Origin of the sequence: Paenibacillus qinlingensis (assembly GCF_031455095.1) — a bacterium.
In the GTDB taxonomy this organism is placed as follows: domain Bacteria; phylum Bacillota; class Bacilli; order Paenibacillales; family NBRC-103111; genus Paenibacillus_E; species Paenibacillus_E qinlingensis_A.
On the sequence record NZ_JAVDSB010000007.1, the window covers coordinates 149,673 to 168,677 of the forward strand.

At 42.5% G+C, this 19,005-nt stretch carries 18 protein-coding genes; all 18 read right to left on the reverse strand.

Annotated features, from left to right (window positions below; genetic code table 11):
* Positions 1 to 34 precede the first annotated feature (34 nt).
* Positions 35 to 727 carry a regulatory protein RecX gene (locus tag J2736_RS19435; protein WP_310500254.1) on the reverse strand — a complete coding sequence of 231 codons (693 nt, stop codon included), beginning with the start codon at positions 725 to 727 and terminating at the stop codon, positions 35 to 37.
* 75 nt (positions 728 to 802) lie between these two features.
* On the reverse strand, positions 803 to 1,846 hold the full coding sequence (recA, locus tag J2736_RS19440; protein ID WP_068662518.1) for a recombinase RecA: 1,044 nt from the start codon (positions 1,844 to 1,846) through the stop codon (positions 803 to 805).
* A 169-nt stretch (positions 1,847 to 2,015) separates the two neighbouring features.
* On the reverse strand, positions 2,016 to 3,266 hold the full coding sequence (locus J2736_RS19445; RefSeq protein ID WP_310500255.1) for a competence/damage-inducible protein A: 1,251 nt from the start codon (positions 3,264 to 3,266) through the stop codon (positions 2,016 to 2,018).
* A gap of 80 nt (positions 3,267 to 3,346) precedes the next feature.
* The gene (gene pgsA / locus J2736_RS19450; RefSeq protein WP_056625118.1) at positions 3,347 to 3,931 is read right to left on the reverse strand and encodes a CDP-diacylglycerol--glycerol-3-phosphate 3-phosphatidyltransferase; all 585 of its coding nucleotides are present in this window, start codon (positions 3,929 to 3,931) and stop codon (positions 3,347 to 3,349) included.
* A complete protein-coding gene (gene rimO, locus J2736_RS19455; RefSeq protein ID WP_310500256.1) occupies positions 3,928 to 5,256 on the reverse strand; it encodes a 30S ribosomal protein S12 methylthiotransferase RimO in 1,329 nt (442 codons plus the stop codon). The genes pgsA and rimO overlap by 4 nt, the downstream gene beginning before the upstream one ends.
* 128 nt (positions 5,257 to 5,384) lie before the next feature.
* On the reverse strand, positions 5,385 to 5,876 hold the full coding sequence (locus J2736_RS19460; protein ID WP_310500257.1) for a YajQ family cyclic di-GMP-binding protein: 492 nt from the start codon (positions 5,874 to 5,876) through the stop codon (positions 5,385 to 5,387).
* Between the two features lie 146 nt (positions 5,877 to 6,022).
* Positions 6,023 to 6,895 (reverse strand): helix-turn-helix domain-containing protein, encoded by an 873-nt coding sequence (locus J2736_RS19465; RefSeq protein ID WP_310500258.1) that lies wholly within the window; start codon positions 6,893 to 6,895, stop codon positions 6,023 to 6,025.
* A 51-nt stretch (positions 6,896 to 6,946) separates the two neighbouring features.
* Complete coding sequence (locus J2736_RS19470) at positions 6,947 to 7,690, reverse strand: DUF3388 domain-containing protein (RefSeq protein ID WP_397341162.1); 744 nt, start codon at positions 7,688 to 7,690, stop codon at positions 6,947 to 6,949.
* A 144-nt stretch (positions 7,691 to 7,834) separates the two neighbouring features.
* Positions 7,835 to 8,716 carry a hypothetical protein gene (locus tag J2736_RS19475; protein ID WP_310500260.1) on the reverse strand — a complete coding sequence of 294 codons (882 nt, stop codon included), beginning with the start codon at positions 8,714 to 8,716 and terminating at the stop codon, positions 7,835 to 7,837.
* A 60-nt stretch (positions 8,717 to 8,776) separates the two neighbouring features.
* The gene (locus J2736_RS19480) at positions 8,777 to 9,028 is read right to left on the reverse strand and encodes a DUF3243 domain-containing protein (RefSeq protein ID WP_028558337.1); all 252 of its coding nucleotides are present in this window, start codon (positions 9,026 to 9,028) and stop codon (positions 8,777 to 8,779) included.
* A gap of 104 nt (positions 9,029 to 9,132) precedes the next feature.
* A complete protein-coding gene (gene ymfI, locus J2736_RS19485) occupies positions 9,133 to 9,888 on the reverse strand; it encodes an elongation factor P 5-aminopentanone reductase (RefSeq protein WP_310500261.1) in 756 nt (251 codons plus the stop codon).
* Positions 9,885 to 11,174 carry an EF-P 5-aminopentanol modification-associated protein YfmH gene (gene yfmH / locus J2736_RS19490; protein WP_310500262.1) on the reverse strand — a complete coding sequence of 430 codons (1,290 nt, stop codon included), beginning with the start codon at positions 11,172 to 11,174 and terminating at the stop codon, positions 9,885 to 9,887. The genes ymfI and yfmH overlap by 4 nt, the downstream gene beginning before the upstream one ends.
* A gap of 3 nt (positions 11,175 to 11,177) precedes the next feature.
* A complete protein-coding gene (gene yfmF, locus J2736_RS19495; protein WP_310500263.1) occupies positions 11,178 to 12,458 on the reverse strand; it encodes an EF-P 5-aminopentanol modification-associated protein YfmF in 1,281 nt (426 codons plus the stop codon).
* A gap of 101 nt (positions 12,459 to 12,559) precedes the next feature.
* Positions 12,560 to 13,348 (reverse strand): spore cortex-lytic enzyme, encoded by a 789-nt coding sequence (gene sleB, locus J2736_RS19500; RefSeq protein ID WP_310500264.1) that lies wholly within the window; start codon positions 13,346 to 13,348, stop codon positions 12,560 to 12,562.
* A 117-nt stretch (positions 13,349 to 13,465) separates the two neighbouring features.
* Positions 13,466 to 16,027 (reverse strand): DNA translocase FtsK, encoded by a 2,562-nt coding sequence (locus tag J2736_RS19505; protein ID WP_310500265.1) that lies wholly within the window; start codon positions 16,025 to 16,027, stop codon positions 13,466 to 13,468.
* Between the two features lie 63 nt (positions 16,028 to 16,090).
* On the reverse strand, positions 16,091 to 16,330 hold the full coding sequence (locus J2736_RS19510) for a YlzJ-like family protein (protein WP_310500266.1): 240 nt from the start codon (positions 16,328 to 16,330) through the stop codon (positions 16,091 to 16,093).
* Positions 16,327 to 17,067 carry a ClpP family protease gene (locus J2736_RS19515; protein ID WP_310500267.1) on the reverse strand — a complete coding sequence of 247 codons (741 nt, stop codon included), beginning with the start codon at positions 17,065 to 17,067 and terminating at the stop codon, positions 16,327 to 16,329. Before J2736_RS19515 ends, J2736_RS19510 begins: the two co-directional genes overlap by 4 nt.
* 173 nt (positions 17,068 to 17,240) lie before the next feature.
* Positions 17,241 to 18,917: a ribonuclease J gene (locus tag J2736_RS19520; protein ID WP_310500268.1), complete on the reverse strand. Its 1,677-nt coding sequence runs from the start codon at positions 18,915 to 18,917 to the stop codon at positions 17,241 to 17,243.
* Between the last annotated feature and the right edge of the window lie 88 nt (positions 18,918 to 19,005).

Genomic DNA, 19,005 nt, shown 5'->3' on the forward strand with positions numbered 1-19,005 from the left:
TGTCATTAAGTAATAATCGAATTAATTAATGCCATTAATCTTCATAAAACTCATCTTCTATATAATCCATTTTTTCATCATCTGTTTCATTGCTAATCAACCCCAAAACCTTCGTAACTATAGAACCCGTATAGCCCCTTCGCATTAGAAATGCGCCAGTCTTACGCTTTCTATCCATCAATTTACCTGAGGTTTGCTTCCACTTCGTCCTCGCTATTTTTAGAGCTCCATCGTATTCATCGTCCGGATTAATGGACTCCATCGTACTTTTGACGACATCTTGATGAATTCCTTTTTGTTGTAATTCTTGTCGAATTAAATTACGACCTTTACGTTGAGCAACCACTCGGTTATCTGTCCACATCTTTGCGAATTCTTCGTCATTGATGTATTTATTTTCAACAAGTTTGTCACTCGCCCATTCGATAATAGGCGCTTCAAAACCCTTTTCTTTCAATTTGCGTTTCACCTCTGAGAGGGAATGCGGACGTCTGCCAACCATATGGAGTGCCTTCACATAGGCCAAATTTCGCTCTTCATCTAAAATAATGGCTTCTATCGCTTGCTGATAGAGGGATTCACCTTTGTTCAAGCGGTGCTTAATCAGAATATCTTCATGAACAGAAAAAGCGTATTCCTCATTCAGATAAATATTATAACGATGCCTACCTTGTTTTTGTTTTTCGACCTTCGTGATCACCTGTAATTCTTCCTCTTCGTGCTTCATATCAACAATCTCCCAAATGGACAAAAAGCACCCCAACACAAGGTTAAGGTGCTTCTTCAATCCTATATTTCAAACCTATTCAAAAGCTGTTTCCAACTCATCTTCCTCTTCATCCGTGTTCGGACCAACCACTTTAATCAAGTTGCTGTTTTCTCTAATTCTCAGTTCAATCGTTTCTGAGATCGCTTTGTTATCTTTCAAGAATTGCTTCGCGTTCTCACGACCTTGACCAAGACGTTCACCCTCGTAGGAATACCAAGCGCCGCTCTTATTTACGATATCTAGTTCTGTCCCGATATCAATAATACTGCCTTCACGTGAGATACCTTCGCCGTACATGATATCCACTTCGGCTTGCTTAAATGGAGGAGCTACTTTATTCTTAACGACCTTAATTCTTGTACGGTTACCCACCATGTCATTGCCTTGTTTGATCGTTTCAATACGACGAACATCCAAACGAACGGATGAGTAGAATTTCAATGCACGACCACCCGGAGTTGTCTCAGGGTTACCGAACATAACGCCAACTTTTTCACGCAATTGGTTGATGAAAATGGCAATAACCTTAGATTTATTGATGGCACCAGAAAGTTTACGCAGTGCTTGTGACATCAAGCGTGCTTGAAGACCTACGTGAGAATCCCCCATGTCGCCTTCAATCTCCGCTTTAGGAACTAATGCTGCAACGGAGTCAATAACAATAATATCTACCGCGCCGCTTCGAACTAGCGCTTCAGCGATCTCAAGTGCTTGCTCCCCTGTATCTGGCTGGGAAAGAAGTAACTCATCTATATTAATACCAAGCTTGCTTGCATAGGAAGGATCCAACGCATGTTCTGCATCGATAAAGGCAGCTTGTCCACCTACTTTTTGTACTTCTGCGATTGCATGTAGAGCTACCGTTGTTTTACCAGATGACTCTGGTCCGTATACTTCAATAATTCTACCACGTGGGAATCCACCTATTCCAAGTGCGATATCCAAGGCAAGCGCGCCTGAAGAGATCGTTTCAACTTGCATGTGAGTTGATTCTCCAAGTTTCATGATGGAGCCTTTTCCGAACTGTTTCTCAATTTGACGTAATGCGTTATCAAGTGCGGCACGACGATCTGACAAAACGACCACTTCCTTCTATCATTATAGGTATATGATAACTTGTTTTGGCATGTTTGCCAAGCATTTTTTCGAACATACATTCGTTTTTTTGCGAACAAACAAAAAACCGTAACAAAGTTATCGCTTTGCTACGGTTCTTCCGTCAACTATTTCTAATTATAGAGGATTTTTAGTTTTCTTTCAACTGTTTCCATAATTGATAGAGAGCACGCTTAGCGGCTCTTTGTTTGATAAACTCGCGATTTCCAGACAATTGGAGAGTAAAGACTTCTGTCTTCGCATCCTTTTGAGCCAATCCAACATAGACAAGACCTACTGGCTTCCCTTCAGACGGACTAGGACCCGCCACACCGGTCACCGAGATGCCAAAGTCACTACCAGTCCTAACAAGCAGTTGTTCGGCTAAAATGACTGCTGTTTCGCTGCTGACAGCTCCTGGAGCGCCTTCCCCCTCCAGAACTTCCATCGGAACATCGAGTAGTTTATGTTTTAAAGCATTTGAATATACGATAATACCGCCTAAGAAAGATGTTGAGCTGCCTGGAACCGCGGTGATGAGATCACTAAGCAACCCCCCCGTACAACTCTCGGCTACTGCCAATGTTTGCTTACTCTCTGCTAGTAACTGCAAAACAATAGTTTCAATGGGAACGTCCTGATCCGCATAGAGATATTCACCTAGTCGACGTTTAATTTCTTCCTCAGTCGCTTTTAATTTCTCCTCGCCTTCAGCAGCGGAATGTGCACGCGTCGTCAAACGAATCGTGACTTCCCCTTCTTTGGCATATGGGGCAATCGTTGGGTCTGACTGCGCTTGAATCAAATCCAAAAGTTGATGCTCTAGGTTAGACTCCCCGATTCCTGCAAACTTCAGCATTTTAGAATACAACGGCACTTCATCCGTCATTAAACTTTGAAGCCAAGGCACCGCATAATTCATAAACATTGGCTTCATTTCCTTGGGAGGTCCAGGTAATAGCACGAAATGTGTTCCATTGAAGGTAAGAGCATTACCAACTGCCAATCCTGTATCATTTTGCAATGGGTCACTGCCTTCAAGCATAAGGGCTTGTCGACGATTGCTCTCTACCATATGTATCCCTCTTGAAGTAAACATCGCAGTGATAGCGTCCATTGATGGCTCGTGTAGCACCAATTTCCGCCCTGTAAATGACGCGAGTACATCCTTGGTTAAATCATCTTGCGTTGGCCCTAAACCACCTGTACATATCACCACATCAGCTCGTGATGCAGCTAGTTGAAGGCTTGCCAACAAACGCTGCTCATTATCCCCAACAACGGTTTGAAAATAAATATCAATCCCTCGTGCCGCACATTCTCTGGATAAGAACTGCGCATTTGTATTCACGATTTGCCCAAGAAGTAACTCTGTTCCTACTGCAATGATTTCAGCTTTCATCGACTGGAGCCTCCTTAAATTGAGAAAACCTCTAACGTAATCGCTCGTTTCCGAACGACCGCATGTAGAGGTAGTTTGTATTATGATTTTTCTGAAAAATCGATGACATGTTTATTTTTGACGAAATATTCCACACCTGAATAAACAGTAATAATTGCTGCAGCCCAACTCGCTATTACATCAAAGGGAAAGTCTAGAAACGTAAATGGAAAATTATTAATTAGCAGTGCAATGATGGCTGTAATCTGAGCCGCCGTCTTCGCCTTACCCCATTTGCTGGCCGCCATGACAGTACCCTCTAAGAGGGCAATTTGACGAAGTCCAGTTACTGCCCATTCTCTGCTAATAATGACAATAACAATCCATGCATCAACTTTATCCATTTCTACTAATGAAACAAGTACAGCGGTAACAAGCAGCTTGTCTGCCAAAGGATCCAGCAATTTGCCCAAATTCGTGACAAGATTACGTTTCCTAGCAATGTAACCATCTAAGCTATCTGTACTCGCAGCAATAATAAAAATTAAAGCAGCAATAATTTGATTATACGTTATGCTAAACTCCTCTATCCGTATCTGAGGAAATTTTACCTTAATCAACAAAAAGAACATGATAATAGGTACTAATAAAATTCTCGCTACGGTGATGCGGTTAGCTAAGTTCATGCAATTACCTCCCCGGATAAGTCAAACTCATAGGAGTGGGTAATACGAACCTTCGCAAGTTCACCAATATTCAATTTCGCATTCGATACGAATACTTCACCATCAATTTCAGGCGCGTCAAATTGCGAACGACCGATGTAAACGTCACTTCTACCATCGTATCTTTCGATAAGTACGTCAATTTCTTGACCAATTCGGCGACCGCCACGGATATTAGAAATTTCACGTTGAATTTCCATAATCGCATTAGCACGGTATTCTTTCACATCGTCCGGCACTTGATCCGGCAGTCTTGCTGCTGGAGTATCATCTTCCTTGGAGTAAGCAAATACACCTAGACGATCGAACTGAACATCGCGCACGAATTGTTTCAAGTTCTCAAAATCTTGTTCAGTTTCACCTGGGAAACCAACAATTAATGACGTACGTAATGCAACATCCGGAATAGATTCACGAATTTTACGAACGAGTTCGCGTGTATCCTTCTGACGACCTGGTCTGCGCATACGTTTAAGAATAGAATCTTCACTATGTTGTAGAGGCATATCAATGTACTTGCACACTTTTGGATTCGTTGCCATCACTTCAATCAGTTCATCGCTGAAGAAACCTGGATATGCATAGTGCAGACGCACCCACTCGATACCTTCAACTTCACTTACTTTGTTAAGCAAGGTAGGAAGCATGAAGCTATCATAGATATCTGTTCCATAGTTTGTGGAATCTTGCGCAATTAAGCTAATTTCCTTAACGCCTTGAGCTGCAAGGTTAGCAACTTCTGCGACGACCGATTCCATGCTTCTACTTTTAAAAGCACCACGCATAATTGGAATAGAGCAGAATGTACAAGCGTTATCGCAGCCTTCGGCAATTTTCACGTAGGCCGTATAACGAGGTGTTGTCATCAATCTAGGAAGATCAGCGTCATAGTTAAATACCGGATTCCCGACTAGAACCGGTTTCTTCCCTCTGAGCGCTTCATCTACAATGTGATTAATTTTATCAAAATCGCCCGTACCCACGATGCCATCAATCTCAGGCATTTCTTCCATCAACTGCTTCTTGTATCGTTGTGTTAAACAGCCCGAAACGATAAGCGCCTTAAGATTCGCTGTTTGTTTCAGCTCTGCCATATCCAAAATTGTATTTACGGATTCTTCCTTCGCCGCATCAATGAACCCGCAAGTGTTCACGATAATGACTGTAGCATCTTCCTTATTATCAACAAGGTGAAAACCACGGCCATGAATTAAACCTGACATAATCTCGGAATCGACTAGATTCTTCTCGCATCCGAGAGTTACTACTTTAACCTTTTCTGTCATGAAAGAAACAACCTCCAATAGTCCTAAAAAACACTCCCTACCAGTATAATACAAGCCTAATGGGGTGTCAAAATGTAAAAACCCCCTGCATCCAGAGGGTTTTTCGTACATGAACCTTATTTTCCAGCTTATTTCATATTCACAAACTGCAAATCTAAGGGAATATCTGCTTTCCGAAGTAAAGCAATAACGGCCTGTAAATCGTCACGACTCTTGCCAGTTACGCGGATTTGATCACCTTGAATTTGAGTTTTCACCTTCAATTTGGAATCACGAATCAATATGTTAATTTTCTTGGAATTCTCTTGATCGACGCCTTGCTTCATGCTGATTTTCTGTCTGACCGTTTGACCAGCGGCTGGCTCCACCTTGGAATACTCTAGATTCTTGATTGAGATTCCGCGCTTCGTCATTTTCGCATGCATAATATCGAGGACGTTCTGAAGCTTAAACTCATCATCCGAAGTGACAACAAGCTGATCTTTGTCTAGTTTAATGCTGCTTTTACTGCCTTTAAAGTCAAAACGGGTTAACATCTCTTTCTCCGCTTGTTGAATCGCATTATTTAGTTCTTGCATATCTACTTTGGATACAATATCAAACGAACTCTCTGAACTCATCTACATCCCAACATCCCTTCCATCAAATTACATTAGCATTATAGCAAGAACACATAAAAAAGGAAATATCCAGCCGCCAATGGCTTTGAATATTTCCCTTACTAGCTATTTTAATTACCCGGGAAAGCGCAGGAACTGCCAAATTGCTAGCTTTTTTGCAAGTTGAGTTGAACCCGCTTCGGATTCGGCGTATCTCCAACAGGAACGAGTGTGCCATTGACCATGAGCTGCAACGCGCTAGCTGCGCCAACATTCAAGTAAGCTGAACTTGCTAAATCAAATGTATCCGTGTCGCCAGCGTTATACAGCTTCTGCCGCAGCAAAGCTCCCTTTTCACCCTCAGGCGTTAAAGCATTTACAGCGATCCAACAAGATCCAGTGATCTTAAATTCGATCTTTAAATTACCCGTTCCAGAAATAATGTAGTTATCTACACCCTTTTCCGTAGCGCTGAATTTCACTTGAACTGCAGGTGTTGGTGTTGGAGCTGGGGTAGGCGTTGGCGTTGCGATAGCCGTTGCTTTGCCATCCCCCGTTGCATTCATAGATGTGCTCGGCGAAGGATTCGTCGAATCAGTAATGCGTGGCGATTGCGTTTGGGCTGGCTTCTCATCCGCTGGCGTTCCCTTATAATTCTTGTACGTATAGTAGTAAACGATCCCGAAAATAAGCAAAATAAAACAGACAAACATAAGGCTGGATGCCCAGCGGCTCATCTTTTCTGTATTACGAACACTTGATCTATTCTTACGAATCGCTTCGACAACAGGCTTCTCAATCGTAGGGGCTGGAAGCGTCGACTGATACATATTCAGAACTTCATTCGGATCAAGTCCCAAGGCTTCCGCATAGCTTTTGATAAAAGCTCTCACATAAAAGCTTCCAGGCAATACCTTGTAGTTTCCTTCTTCTATCGCTTCAAGATAGCGTTTGCGGATCTTGGTTACTTCCTGAAGATCATCCAGCGATATCTTTTTTTCCAGACGTGTTTTGCGCAAAATATAGCCTAAGTCAGACATATGGTCACCTCCCCGACGGAATTATGAATCCTGTTATTGACGTTTGTAATGCTAAAAAGGTTCGGACGTGTACGTAAATGAATCATAGTTAATTTCTTCATCCGGACTATTCCGAAGCTCAATAATATAATCAAAGTGATTATAGGTGTATTCCGATTCACGAATAAAGATGTCTGGATGCTCAATAACCTTTGTTGAAGGGAGACCCATAATTTCTTGTAAGAGGCTGTAATGCTTTTCATTGGAACGAATCGTCGAAACAATCCCATCAATGATATATACATTGTTTGGGGCCATTTCATCCTCAGAAAGCTGGCTGCGAACTGTTTGTCTTAGGAGTGTGGAAGATACGAAGGTCCAACGCTTATTCGCGCATACACTGCCGGCGATAATTGACTCCGTTTTGCCAACACGAGGCATACCACGCAGTCCTACAACTTGATTACCCTCTCGCTTAAATATCTCACCAAGAAAATCAACTAATAAGCCTAACTCGTCTCGCGTAAACCGAAACGTCTTACGATCATCGGAATCGCGTTCAATGTATCTGCCATGACGAACAGCTAGTATGTCAACTAATTTAGGGGGTCTCAAAGCAGTAATAGTAATATTATCTACTTTTCTCAACATTTTACCCATTAAATCAATTTTTTCTTCATCATTCGTTTGCAACAACATACCACGTGTACGATCTTCAACCCCATTAATCGTTACGATGTTAATATCCAGCATCCCCATTAATGAAGCTATATCTCCTAATAACCCAGGACGGTTCTTGTGAATCTTATACTCCATATACCATTCTTTAACGTCCAATTCTTCCACCTCATCATCATCTCTGTCACACATATCTGTAAATAAACTGCTTAGTTTATGTCCATCTTATTAATTTCTACAAATTCCGCCATTTTCCTTCTCTTCATCCACACATGTCAGACATTATTTCATTTTTAGTTCTTTTAGCTCTTGCGCGTTGTAGGTTTGGACTCCTTTTTGCCAAGCATGTGTTTTCATCATCGCTAATCGGTTATCCAGAACTTGTTTCCAGTTGAGATCAGCCGTCAGCGCACCCGTATAATCCAATACCGATACACCTAAATTTTTGGCTCTCTGAAGCTGAGCTTCCTCAACAGGATTGTAAAAGACTACCCAAGTTGCATGATGTTGATGGACTTGAAGAGTCAATTGCTGAAACCATTGCGTGTTGTTTAGAAACACAATGTGGTCCGCCTCTTCTGAAGGCGCCCATACAGATGGGATCGGACGATCAGGTTGCGTCACCCATTCGATAACCGTATTTTGAAAAATGAGATTCTGTATGGCATTGTTCTTTAACGTTTCCATCTGTTGCGGATCCAATTGGAGCACAGCAGCTTGTTCGTTCACCGCACCTGCACTGCCTCCTGCAAACGGCTGACTTTGCAAAAGTGTCCATTTGCTTGCAGAAAGACCTAATGCCATTGTTTCATTAGCTGAAGGGAACAGCTCGTTTCCAACCACATATATGTAATCATATGATTTCGTTTTCAACTTTGAAACCACATTTTCGTCCAGCGCATTCAAATCTTGCACCCAATCATAAGCGATTGAATTCGCATCTCGCCAGCTTTTGAGGGCTTGACCTATAGCTTCTTTCGCGGGTGGCGTTAACCCTGCACTTGATAGCATGAGAACAGACATTTTCTGATCTAGAAGTTCTTGTTTAATTGCGGGAATTCCGCGATTGCCACAACTTGCGAGGAAAGATGATAGCAGGATTAAAATTAGAATGAGTCGTTTTTTGTGCATAAAGTGATAATTCCTTTCCAGCTTATAAAGCATGCAAAAGCCTCCGAAAGAGGAGGCTTTCACATCATACCCTATTGAATTGTAAAACGGTTATTAGCCTTTGTCTACTAATTTTACCATGAGGCGAGCAAGAGTATGTTTTTCCTGTTCATCCCCAGCATCCCACAACTCTTTGAGAACTCGTTCTTGCTCATTTTGAGGATCAACCTTGTCTGCCAAGAACTCCCCAATTTGAAAAGCCAGCTTGGAGATGGTTTCATCACTCATCCCTGCATGTCCAGCCTGACTCACGCGTTCAGCCAAAAACTCTTTCCATTTGTCGAACACCTTAAGTACAGTAGCCATTGTAAGAAGCCTCCTTTGAGTTATGAGAAATGGTCATTACATACGTAATATGCGCTTCTCAAAACGGAATTATGCGTGGGCTTCATTGCCATGGATTCCTGACCTTAAGTAAGCCAGCCCCCGTTAGGTGATATGATTTGACCTGTAATATAACCAGATTCAGGTAAGGCTAAGAAATACACGAGAGAGGCTACCTCATGCGGTGACGCCAGCCGTCCAACAGGAATTTCGTTGGTAATTGCATCGAGTTCTTCAGCCTGAAAACCAGCCATCATATCTGTCTGGACAGCCCCAGGCGCTACGGCATTCACCGTAACACCAGATGGAGCTAGTTCTTTGGCCAAAGCTTTGGTAAAGGCATTAAGACCACCCTTGGCTGTCGAATACAGTACCTCACAAGAAGCACCTGAGATTCCCCATATCGAGGAAACATTGATGATTCTCCCATACTTTTGTTGCACCATTGCTGCCATAAATGCTTGTGTACAAAGGAAGGAACCTTTCAGATTAACATTCATGACGCGATCCCAATCCTCTTCTGTCACATCGGAGAGCATCCCATAATGAGAGATACCTGCATTATTCACAATAATGTCCGGAATCATATTCATTTGAGCGAGCTTATCTTTCATTTTAAGAATTTGCTCATGGGATTGAATATCCGCCGATACGGTCATCACAGTTGCACCTTGCTTCATACACGATCGGGCAATTTCATTTGCAGCTTCATGTGAGTCACGATAATGAATCACAATCTGCATGCCTACCGCGGCAAATCGTTGCGCAATTGCAGCACCGATTCCCCTACTTGCCCCGGTAATTAATACGGTTTGTTCACTAAATGGTTTTGCAAACGTCACGTTGTTTCACGACTCTGTACAATAGAAACTGCGAGCTTACTCCAATCAAAATGCTCACGGAATCGACGATTCACATCATCAAGAGTTAGCTGCTCATAAACCGGCAAGATATCAAAAAGATCGATCCCTTTAAAACGATATTTGGTATATTCATTGGCAATGGATTCAGGGGAATTCATCATTCGTAGGAAGCTGCCAATCTTTTTCTTCCGACTGCGTTCGAAGGTAACCTCATCGAGTCCGTTCGCTTTTCTTTTTTCAACCTCTTCACGGATTCTGGCAATTAATTGTTCTGGGTCCTTCGTATCACCGCCAACAATGGAAAATGCGTAACCATCGCTGCAGTTGTATTCATGGCCGAAATTATCTGAAATAAGCTGATCATCATAAAGCGTTTGATACATCTCAGAGCTCGAGCTAAATAAAATATCTAACATTAATTTCGTTGTCAGTTCTCGTACTAACAGAGGTTTGCCTGTAACTGCTGGGGCCGCTTCTTTGAAGCCCATTAAGCATTTTGGCAGCGAAACTGGGAGTAATATAAGCCTGCGGGATTCCTTGACCTCGACCGGTTCTTCAGGGAAGAACCTTTGGATCTCGCCTTGTGGCGGAAAGGTTTTGGCAGCCTGATTCTCTCTAACTAAGGTAATAACCTCTTGCGGGTCAACGCCTCCTACAACGAACAGACTCATGTTGCTCGGATGATAGAACGTGTTGTAACACTCATATAAGGTTTCTTTGGTAATTTCGGCAATAGATGCAACGGTTCCCGCGATATCAATGTGAATGGGATGCTTTGCATATAAGGATTCAATTAATCCATAATAGCTTCTCCAGTCCGCATTGTCCTCGTACATCTTAATTTCTTGCCCAATAATCCCTTTTTCCTTTTCAACATTCTCGTCTGTAAAATAAGGATTTTGCACAAAATTAATTAATGTCGTTAAATTTTCCAAATAGCGGTCTGTTGATGAGAATAAGTAAGCCGTGCGATCAAAGCTAGTAAAGGCATTGGCTGATGCACCATTAGTTGCAAAAGTTGCGAAGATGTCTCCTTCGGGTTCCTCGAACATTTTATGCTCTAAGAAATGTGCAATACCATCCGGTACTCGCACTTCATCTTTACCTTGAACTTGAAAATGGTTATCAATCGAACCATATTGCGTTGTAAATGTGGCATACGTTTTTTGGAAACCTTCTTTGGGTAACACGAACACATGCAGCCCATTATCAAGGTTTTCATGATAAATGGTTTCGCCGAGATGTGGATATGGAATACTCTGCATGGTCTACTCCCCCTTCTGATCCCGTAAAAAGTATATCGTGTCCAATTGAACTCGTTTAGCCGCTTCTGCAATTGCTGGAATATCGACTTGTTCGACCGCTGAGATCAAGCCTGCGACTGTACGCTCTTTGCCAGACAAAATCGCATTAAAATCAAAGGAAATCAACTCAAAGGCGGAATCTTGAATCTCCCTTAATTGGTTGGAAATCATTGCTCTCGTTTGACTCCATTCAATTTCGGTAATTTCTCCTTGTTCCATCGCTTTCAATTGTTTGCGTATGATATCAACGGCTTTTTCATAATTGGCCATCTCAATACCCGACTGAATTGTTAAAATGCCTTTATGCCCATCAAAACGGGAAGAAGCATAATACGCGAGACTCGCTTTCTCACGAACATTGGTAAATAGTTTGGAATGTGGATACCCGCCAAGTACACCGTTATACATAAGTGCAACAGGATATTGTTCATCACTGTACGAAATGTTCGTGCGCAGTCCCATGTTCAACTTACCTTGATTAACGTCCAATCGTTCAACAATCGTCTTCACATCACCTGTCACGCCACGCGGTGCCGAGGTTACATAGCCAGTATCCGCATTTCGCTCGATAGCGAACGATTGCTTCACAATTTCTTCTACTTCGCTTAGGGTTGTGTTACCAACGACATAAATGTCCATTGGCGAGGTTTGGAGCCATTCTTTATATTGTTCGTATAGCTGCTTCGCATTCATACCGTCGAGATCTTCAATTTTACCTAAAGGATGAAGTCGGTAAGGTTCTCCACTGCACATTTCTTCCATACAACGCTCGGCCGCATAACGGATCTTATCATTGATGATGGATTCAATTCGTTTCTGAAGTGTTTGCTTCTCAGCATCTACATATTTATTACGAAAATGCTGATCTTCTAATGCAGGGCGCGTTAATGTCTCTCCCACAAATTCTAGTCCTTGCTTTAACAAGGAATGAGCTGATTTGACGAATCGATCATTGATAATATCCATACGTAATTGAACAATTTGATAGTCACCGCGTTTATAGATATCAAAACCAAACCCTGCACCGTATAAATCATCTAAATACTCCCTAAATTGCTTTGTTTCAGGACGTAACTCTGTCCCTCTGCGAAGGATAAAAGGTGTTATTGCGGTACTTGTGACCGTCTCCTCATCTAGTTGACGTCCTATGTATACAGAAATAGCAAATGTTTTGAAACGGTCTGTCGGCAAAACATGCATTCGGATATGCTTCCAACTGCTTCGCTCAAATTGAGTAGGCTTCAAAGGTCAGTCTCCCTTCTATGTCCGTGTAATAAATCCATTATATTCCTATACGAAGAGGAGAAGCAACCAATGCAGGTCCCTTCTCCTTGTCCAACTTTAAATTACACACAGAAAATGTGTTTACCGATTTTTTTAATTTGCTTTCGAGTCCAAATCCACTTGGACGTTGCTGTTTCTGGATTAAAATAATAGATACAACCACCTGTAGGGTCTAGGCCATTCAACGCATCTTTTACAGCTTTTTTGGATGATTCATTCGGTGTTAACCATATTTGACCATCGGCTACGGCTGTGAAAGCACCAGGTTGGAAAATAACACCAGAGACGGTATTCGGGAAACTTGCCGATTTCACTCGGTTCAAGATGACGGCTGCTACCGCAACTTGCCCAATGAATGGCTCGCCGCGCGCTTCACCATGGACCGCGTTAGCCATTAGATTAATATCTTGCTCGGAATATCCAAGATTATTGGATGGCGTTAAATTAGCTGGTTGTGAATCAGAACCTGCGGTTCCCTTATTGTTAGCACCTTGGTTAGCGTTGTTTCCTGTCTCAGCTGCTGTTGGCTTCCAGCTTTTCGTCGCTTCCCACAACTTTAATTTCGTTTTCGGGCCAACAATCCCGTCTACCTTCATGCCAAACTCACCTTGGAATCGCTTCACGGCTGTTAATGTCTTGTACCCATAATCACCGTCGACGCCACCACTATAAAAGCCGATAAACTTCAATCTGCCTTGTAATTCATATACATCAGAACCCGTAGCACCATACCGAACTTCATTTTTACTAAAAGTTTCTTCAGTCGGTGGATGCAATCTGCCCTTCAGTTGAAAAGCTACCACCAAGACAAAGACGATACAAAATGTAATGACAATTAGTCGTTTATTCATTCCCCTACTCATCCTCACTTTTCAAATTACAGCCTTTTCTTGCTTATTATGAGAAACCGAGTCAATGATTATACAAATAAAAACACTCTCCATTGGAGAGTGTTTTTATTTGACGGATTAAGAACTAATCCGATTATGATGATATTGTTCTAAGGAGATAAGTACCTCACGAGGTTTACTGCCTTCATAAGGGCCTACAACCCCTTTGGCTTCCATAGCGTCGACCAATCTGGCTGCACGTGTGTAACCGACTCTCATGCGCCGTTGCAGCAAGGAAACCGACGCTTGCTTCGCTTCCAACACAATTTGAACAGCTTGATCGTAGAGCTCGTCCTCAAATTCATTCTGTTGCTCTGGCATTTCCTCAACTTGAGGAACGAGTTCCTCACGATAATTGGCTTGCTCTTGCGTTCGTACGAAGCCAACAACCTGTTCAACTTCACCATCCGAAAGGAATGCACCTTGGATACGTACCGGTTTTGAAGCTCCTACAGGTAAGTAAAGCATATCCCCGCGCCCTAATAACTTCTCTGCTCCAACCATATCCAGAATCGTCCGCGAGTCTACTTGCGACGACACACCGAAAGCGATACGGGAAGGAATGTTCGCTTTAATAACACCTGTAATTACGTCAACAGACGGCCGTTGTGTCGCAATAATCAAATGAATTCCAGCCGCCCGGGCCATCTGAGCAAGACGACAAATTGAATCTTCCACATCATTGGCAGCTACCATCATGAGATCTGCTAACTCATCGACAATAATGACATAGTAAGGCAACGGAGCAGCTGTTCCACTTTCGACTAGCATTGCGTTGTAGCCTTCAATATTCCGTGTTCCACTTTTGGAGAATAACTCATACCTCTTCTCCATCTCGACAACGATTTTCTTGAGTGCTAGGGATGCACGCCGCGGATCCGTAACAACAGGCGCAAGAAGATGCGGAATGCCATTATACACATTCAACTCAACCATCTTCGGATCGATCATGAGGAATTTCACTTCATTTGGTTTAGCTTTGTACAGAATGCTAGTGATAATCCCATTGATACAGACAGATTTACCAGAACCAGTGGCACCCGCAACGAGTAAATGTGGCATTCTAGCCAAATTACCTACAATCGGCTGTCCAGAGATATCTCGTCCAAGCACTACGGATAAACGTGAGCTAGATTCTTGAAAAGCAGATGTTTCCATGACTTCACGCATAGTAACAATAGAAACTTCTAAGTTCGGCACCTCGATACCAATTGCTGATTTTCCTGGTATTGGTGCTTCCATTCGAATATCCTTGGCTGCAAGTGCTAACGCGATATCATCGGTTAACGACACAATTCTACTAACCTTCACACCAACATCCGGTTGGATTTCATATCGGGTTACAGCAGGCCCTCGAACTACTTCAAGCACTTTCGCTCGAACGCCAAAGCTTTCTAATGTGGCTTCAAGTTTCCTTGCATTTGCCTTATAGTCCGCCATCTCACTTCCCTTACCTAAAGCAGGTCTAGCTAGTAAGTCAAGCGATGGTATATCATATGGCCGAGTCGCAATAACAGGGGTTTCCTCTTGAAATTCAAGCGTAATCGGTTCATTCTCATCGCCTTCAACATTATTCGCTGCGGAGGAAGTCGGAACGTTAGGTGTCAGGGGAGCTGGAGTCACAGAAGGTCTTACAGCTTGTTGAGCCTCCTGAATAACTTGTTCTTGAAAATCACGAATAATCGGTGCACCTGGTTGTTCACCAGCATTATGTATCGGTTCAGCTGTTTGTTGAACCGTGTTCGAGTATACAACTTCTTCCTCGATCACTTCGTCCTCTGAACTTGACAATGGATCTTCAATATCGTCTTGTTCTCTAGCTGCTGCTTTCTTACGGCTCTCTTTGATCGGTCGCAGTAGCTCCATAAACAATGGTGATTTCTTCGCCTTCTTCACAGGTTGGAAAACCTCTTCGTCAAACTCATCATCAATAGGAACATAAGCCGGTTTCTTCGCTTTACTTGGTGGTGCTCCTGCTGTAGCGGTTTGCGGTTGACGTCCTTCTCGGTCTTGCAGCCATTCTTTCATTCTGTCTTTAAAGTTTTGACCAACATTACTGAAACGGCCCTTCACGATGTTACCTAAATCCACATAAGAAACACCTGTCGCGAGAATAAAACCCATTACAAAAAGCATATATTGGATCAATCTAGCACCAAGGTAATCAAACAAGAAGTACAGTATGCTGTATAAAAATGCGCCTACCATTCCTCCACCAATGCCATGTTCTAGTGAAGCCCTACCTGCTTCCGTTGGGTGTAGTCCATCTAACATGGCCGCCCAAGTTGAAGAAATGACCTTACCTGATGTGAAATCATTGTTAGGATACAGCTGAGCGAATAAATCGATATGATTCTTGATTAATAATCCAAGAATAAACAACAAAATGCCCGCTTTCTTGGGAGTAATCATTTGCGGCCAAGCACGTTTAATCATCGCATACAATGCCACATAAATGAAAATGAGTGGGATGAGCGAATACCAAGTCCCCACAAAAAAACGAAACAAATAAATCAAAGAATTCCCCACATGACCTTGGTGTGCAAGGGCAATCACTGAGAAAATCAAGATGAGGATTCCATATAGCTCAAATAATAAGCTTGTCTTAACAGCCTTCGTTTTTTTCCTGCGTTTTGCCAAGATTGTCACCCCCAAGTCCACATTATACCATATTTGACTCGAGGGATGATACGGGAACAGACCCTACCTATTTGAAATAGCTTCAATTTGTGGTCGATAAGAAATGAGGGTGCCTGGTGCATATTGATCATTCAAATAGTCTTGTGGATTACAACTATATAGCCTTACAATACGCGCTTGATAACCGCTTAATGGCTCAATTTGCATCATGAAGCCGTCTACTTCAATATCTAAGTACTGTGGACTAAACGCATCGAATCCTTCAAAGATAACCTCCATCGGAATCACGGAATAATGGATCACTGAACAAGCCCCCCAGAGTTCGCCACTTTCTTCGCTTCGATTCGGTTATTCAGCTCACGAATAGCATCACCGATGCCACCTACTTGATTGATTAATCCATATTTAACGGCATCGATACCAATTACGGTTGTACCAATATCTCTCGTGAGTTCGCCTGTCTTAAACATGAGCTCTTTAAATTTCTCTTCCGTAACATTGGAATGTTTCGTAACAAATCTAACAACACGCTCTTGCATTTTATCTAAATATTCAAAGGTTTGTGGCACACCGATCACCAAGCCATTCATTCGAATCGGATGAATCGTCATAGTTGCTGTTTCAGCGATGATCGAATAGTCAGCAGATACGGCAATTGGAACGCCTATACTATGTCCGCCACCCAAGACTAATGCAATCGTTGGTTTCGATAATGTCGCGATCATTTCAGCAATAGCTAAACCAGCCTCCACATCACCCCCGACCGTGTTTAGTATGATCATGACACCTTCAATTTTGGAATTCTGCTCGGCTGCTACAAGTTGAGGAATCAGATGTTCGTACTTGGTCGTTTTATTCTGTGGTGGGAGCACAATATGTCCCTCTATCTGTCCTATTATCGTTAGACAAAATATATTGGATTCACCAGAAACCGTATTCGTTTGTCCTAATTGTTGGATATTTTCGAGAACCGCATTTTTCTTGATTTCCTCTGTTCCCGGTTCTTGTTCCTGTTCTTTCGAGCCTGGTGCTGATGCCACTTCGTAATCCCCTTTCAATTTATGCTACACATACAAGATGTTCAAGATCTCCCATAGTATGAATAAACTTGTATGCTTTCATGCATGCGTCACTTTGCAGCAACAAGAAAAAGCTCCCTCCAATTGGAGAGAGCTTTACTATTTGCATAGGCTCAAGTGACTTGTTCGAGTACCTAAACTTCCATAATGATAGGAAGAATCATTGGTCTTCTTCTGGTTTGTTCATATAAAAAGCGTCCGAGAACATCTTTCACGTTTGTTTTTAAAGATGCCCATTCATTTACATTTTCATTCATAAGCTTTGTTAAAGTATTTGTTACGATACGATTGGCTTCTTCCAGAAGTCCTTCGGATTCACGAACATAAACAAATCCGCGTGAAATAATATCCGGGCCAGACAAAATTTTGCCATCTTGTTTACTTAATGTAACCACGACAACTAAAATCCCATCTTGCGACAGTAATTTACGGTCACGCAATACGATGTTGCCTACGTCCCCTACACCGAGTCCATCAATTAGGATATTGCCGCTTTGAACTTTGGATCCTTTGCGTGCAGCACCATTTTGAATTTCAACGGTATCACCAATATCGCACATAAAAATATCTTCTTTAGGAATGCCGACAGATTCGGCAAGGATAGCATGTTGACGCAGCATGCGATATTCGCCATGAATTGGAATAAAGTATTTAGGCTTCATCAGGTTCAGCATCAGCTTTAATTCTTCCTGACTTCCGTGACCTGACACGTGAACACCTGTTACGGATCCCGGACCGTAAATTACGTGGGCACCAATGCGCATAAGCTCATCGACCGTTCTACCAACGTAACGCTCATTTCCTGGAATCGGAGTTGCCGCAATAATAACCGTATCCCCTGGTAAAATATCAATTTTACGATGGGTGGAACGTGCCATTCTTGTTAGTGCAGACATCGGTTCGCCTTGGCTACCTGTAGAAAGGATAACGACACGGTCAGCTGCAAGTTTATTAACTTCCTCTGGCTCAATCAACATGCCGTCTGGAATGTGCAGATAACCTAATTCGCTAGCGATCGATACAACGTTAACCATACTGCGACCAATAACTGTCACTTTGCGATTCGTTGCTGCCGCTGCATCAAACACCTGTTGAACACGGTGAATATTGGATGCAAAAGTCGCAATAACAACTCTTTGCTTCGCTTTACGAAACACTTCTTCAATCTCAATCCCTACGCCGCGCTCAGAGCCCGTGTAGCCAGGACGTTCTGCATTCGTACTGTCTGAAAGTAAGGCAAGTACGCCTTTCTTCCCGATCTCAGCCATACGATGCAAATCTGCATATTGTTCATTAACAGGCGTTTGATCAAACTTGAAATCTCCCGTATGGACAACAACACCTTCTGGCGTATCAAGTGCGACACCCACAGAATCCGGAATACTATGATTGGTTTTAAAGAAAGTTGCCGTAAGAACGCCCAGTGGAAGGACAGATTCCGAATTGATTAGAATTCGGTTTGTCGTTCCGAGCAAGTTAGCTTCCTTCAGCTTAGCTTCGATAAGTCCCATCGTTAACTTCGTAGCATAGAGGGGAACGTTAAGGTGTTTAAGCACGTAAGGTAAGCCACCGATGTGATCCTCATGGCCATGAGTGATGATGATGCCGCGTACTTTATCCCGATTCTCTGTTAAGTACCCGATATCTGGTATGACAATGTCAATCCCGAGCATGTCCTCCTCAGGAAATTTCAAACCACTGTCAATGACAATAATATCGTTCGCATACTGAACGCAATACATATTTTTTCCGATTTCGCCCACGCCGCCAAGAGCGAAGATCAAAAGTTTATCAATATTTTTTTTGGACAAGAATATACCTCCTTCATAGATTGGACGACGAATTTTAAATGAAAAAACCGAACTAGTCACTTGCAACCATTATACATGAAAAAAAACA

Bases quoted from the DNA above. Each gene is read 5' to 3' on its own strand.
- J2736_RS19435 (WP_310500254.1), bottom strand. From the start codon at position 727: ATGAAGCACGAAGAGGAAGAATTACAGGTGATCACGAAGGTCGAAAAA.
- J2736_RS19445 (WP_310500255.1), bottom strand. From the start codon at position 3,266: ATGAAAGCTGAAATCATTGCAGTAGGAACAGAGTTACTTCTTGGGCAA.
- pgsA (WP_056625118.1), bottom strand. From the start codon at position 3,931: ATGAACTTAGCTAACCGCATCACCGTAGCGAGAATTTTATTAGTACCT.
- rimO (WP_310500256.1), bottom strand. From the start codon at position 5,256: ATGACAGAAAAGGTTAAAGTAGTAACTCTCGGATGCGAGAAGAATCTA.
- J2736_RS19460 (WP_310500257.1), bottom strand. From the start codon at position 5,876: ATGAGTTCAGAGAGTTCGTTTGATATTGTATCCAAAGTAGATATGCAA.
- J2736_RS19465 (WP_310500258.1), bottom strand. From the start codon at position 6,895: ATGTCTGACTTAGGCTATATTTTGCGCAAAACACGTCTGGAAAAAAAG.
- J2736_RS19470 (WP_397341162.1), bottom strand. From the start codon at position 7,690: ATGGAGTATAAGATTCACAAGAACCGTCCTGGGTTATTAGGAGATATA.
- J2736_RS19475 (WP_310500260.1), bottom strand. From the start codon at position 8,716: ATGCTTTATAAGCTGGAAAGGAATTATCACTTTATGCACAAAAAACGA.
- J2736_RS19480 (WP_028558337.1), bottom strand. From the start codon at position 9,028: ATGGCTACTGTACTTAAGGTGTTCGACAAATGGAAAGAGTTTTTGGCT.
- yfmH (WP_310500262.1), bottom strand. From the start codon at position 11,174: ATGCAGAGTATTCCATATCCACATCTCGGCGAAACCATTTATCATGAA.
- sleB (WP_310500264.1), bottom strand. From the start codon at position 13,348: ATGAATAAACGACTAATTGTCATTACATTTTGTATCGTCTTTGTCTTG.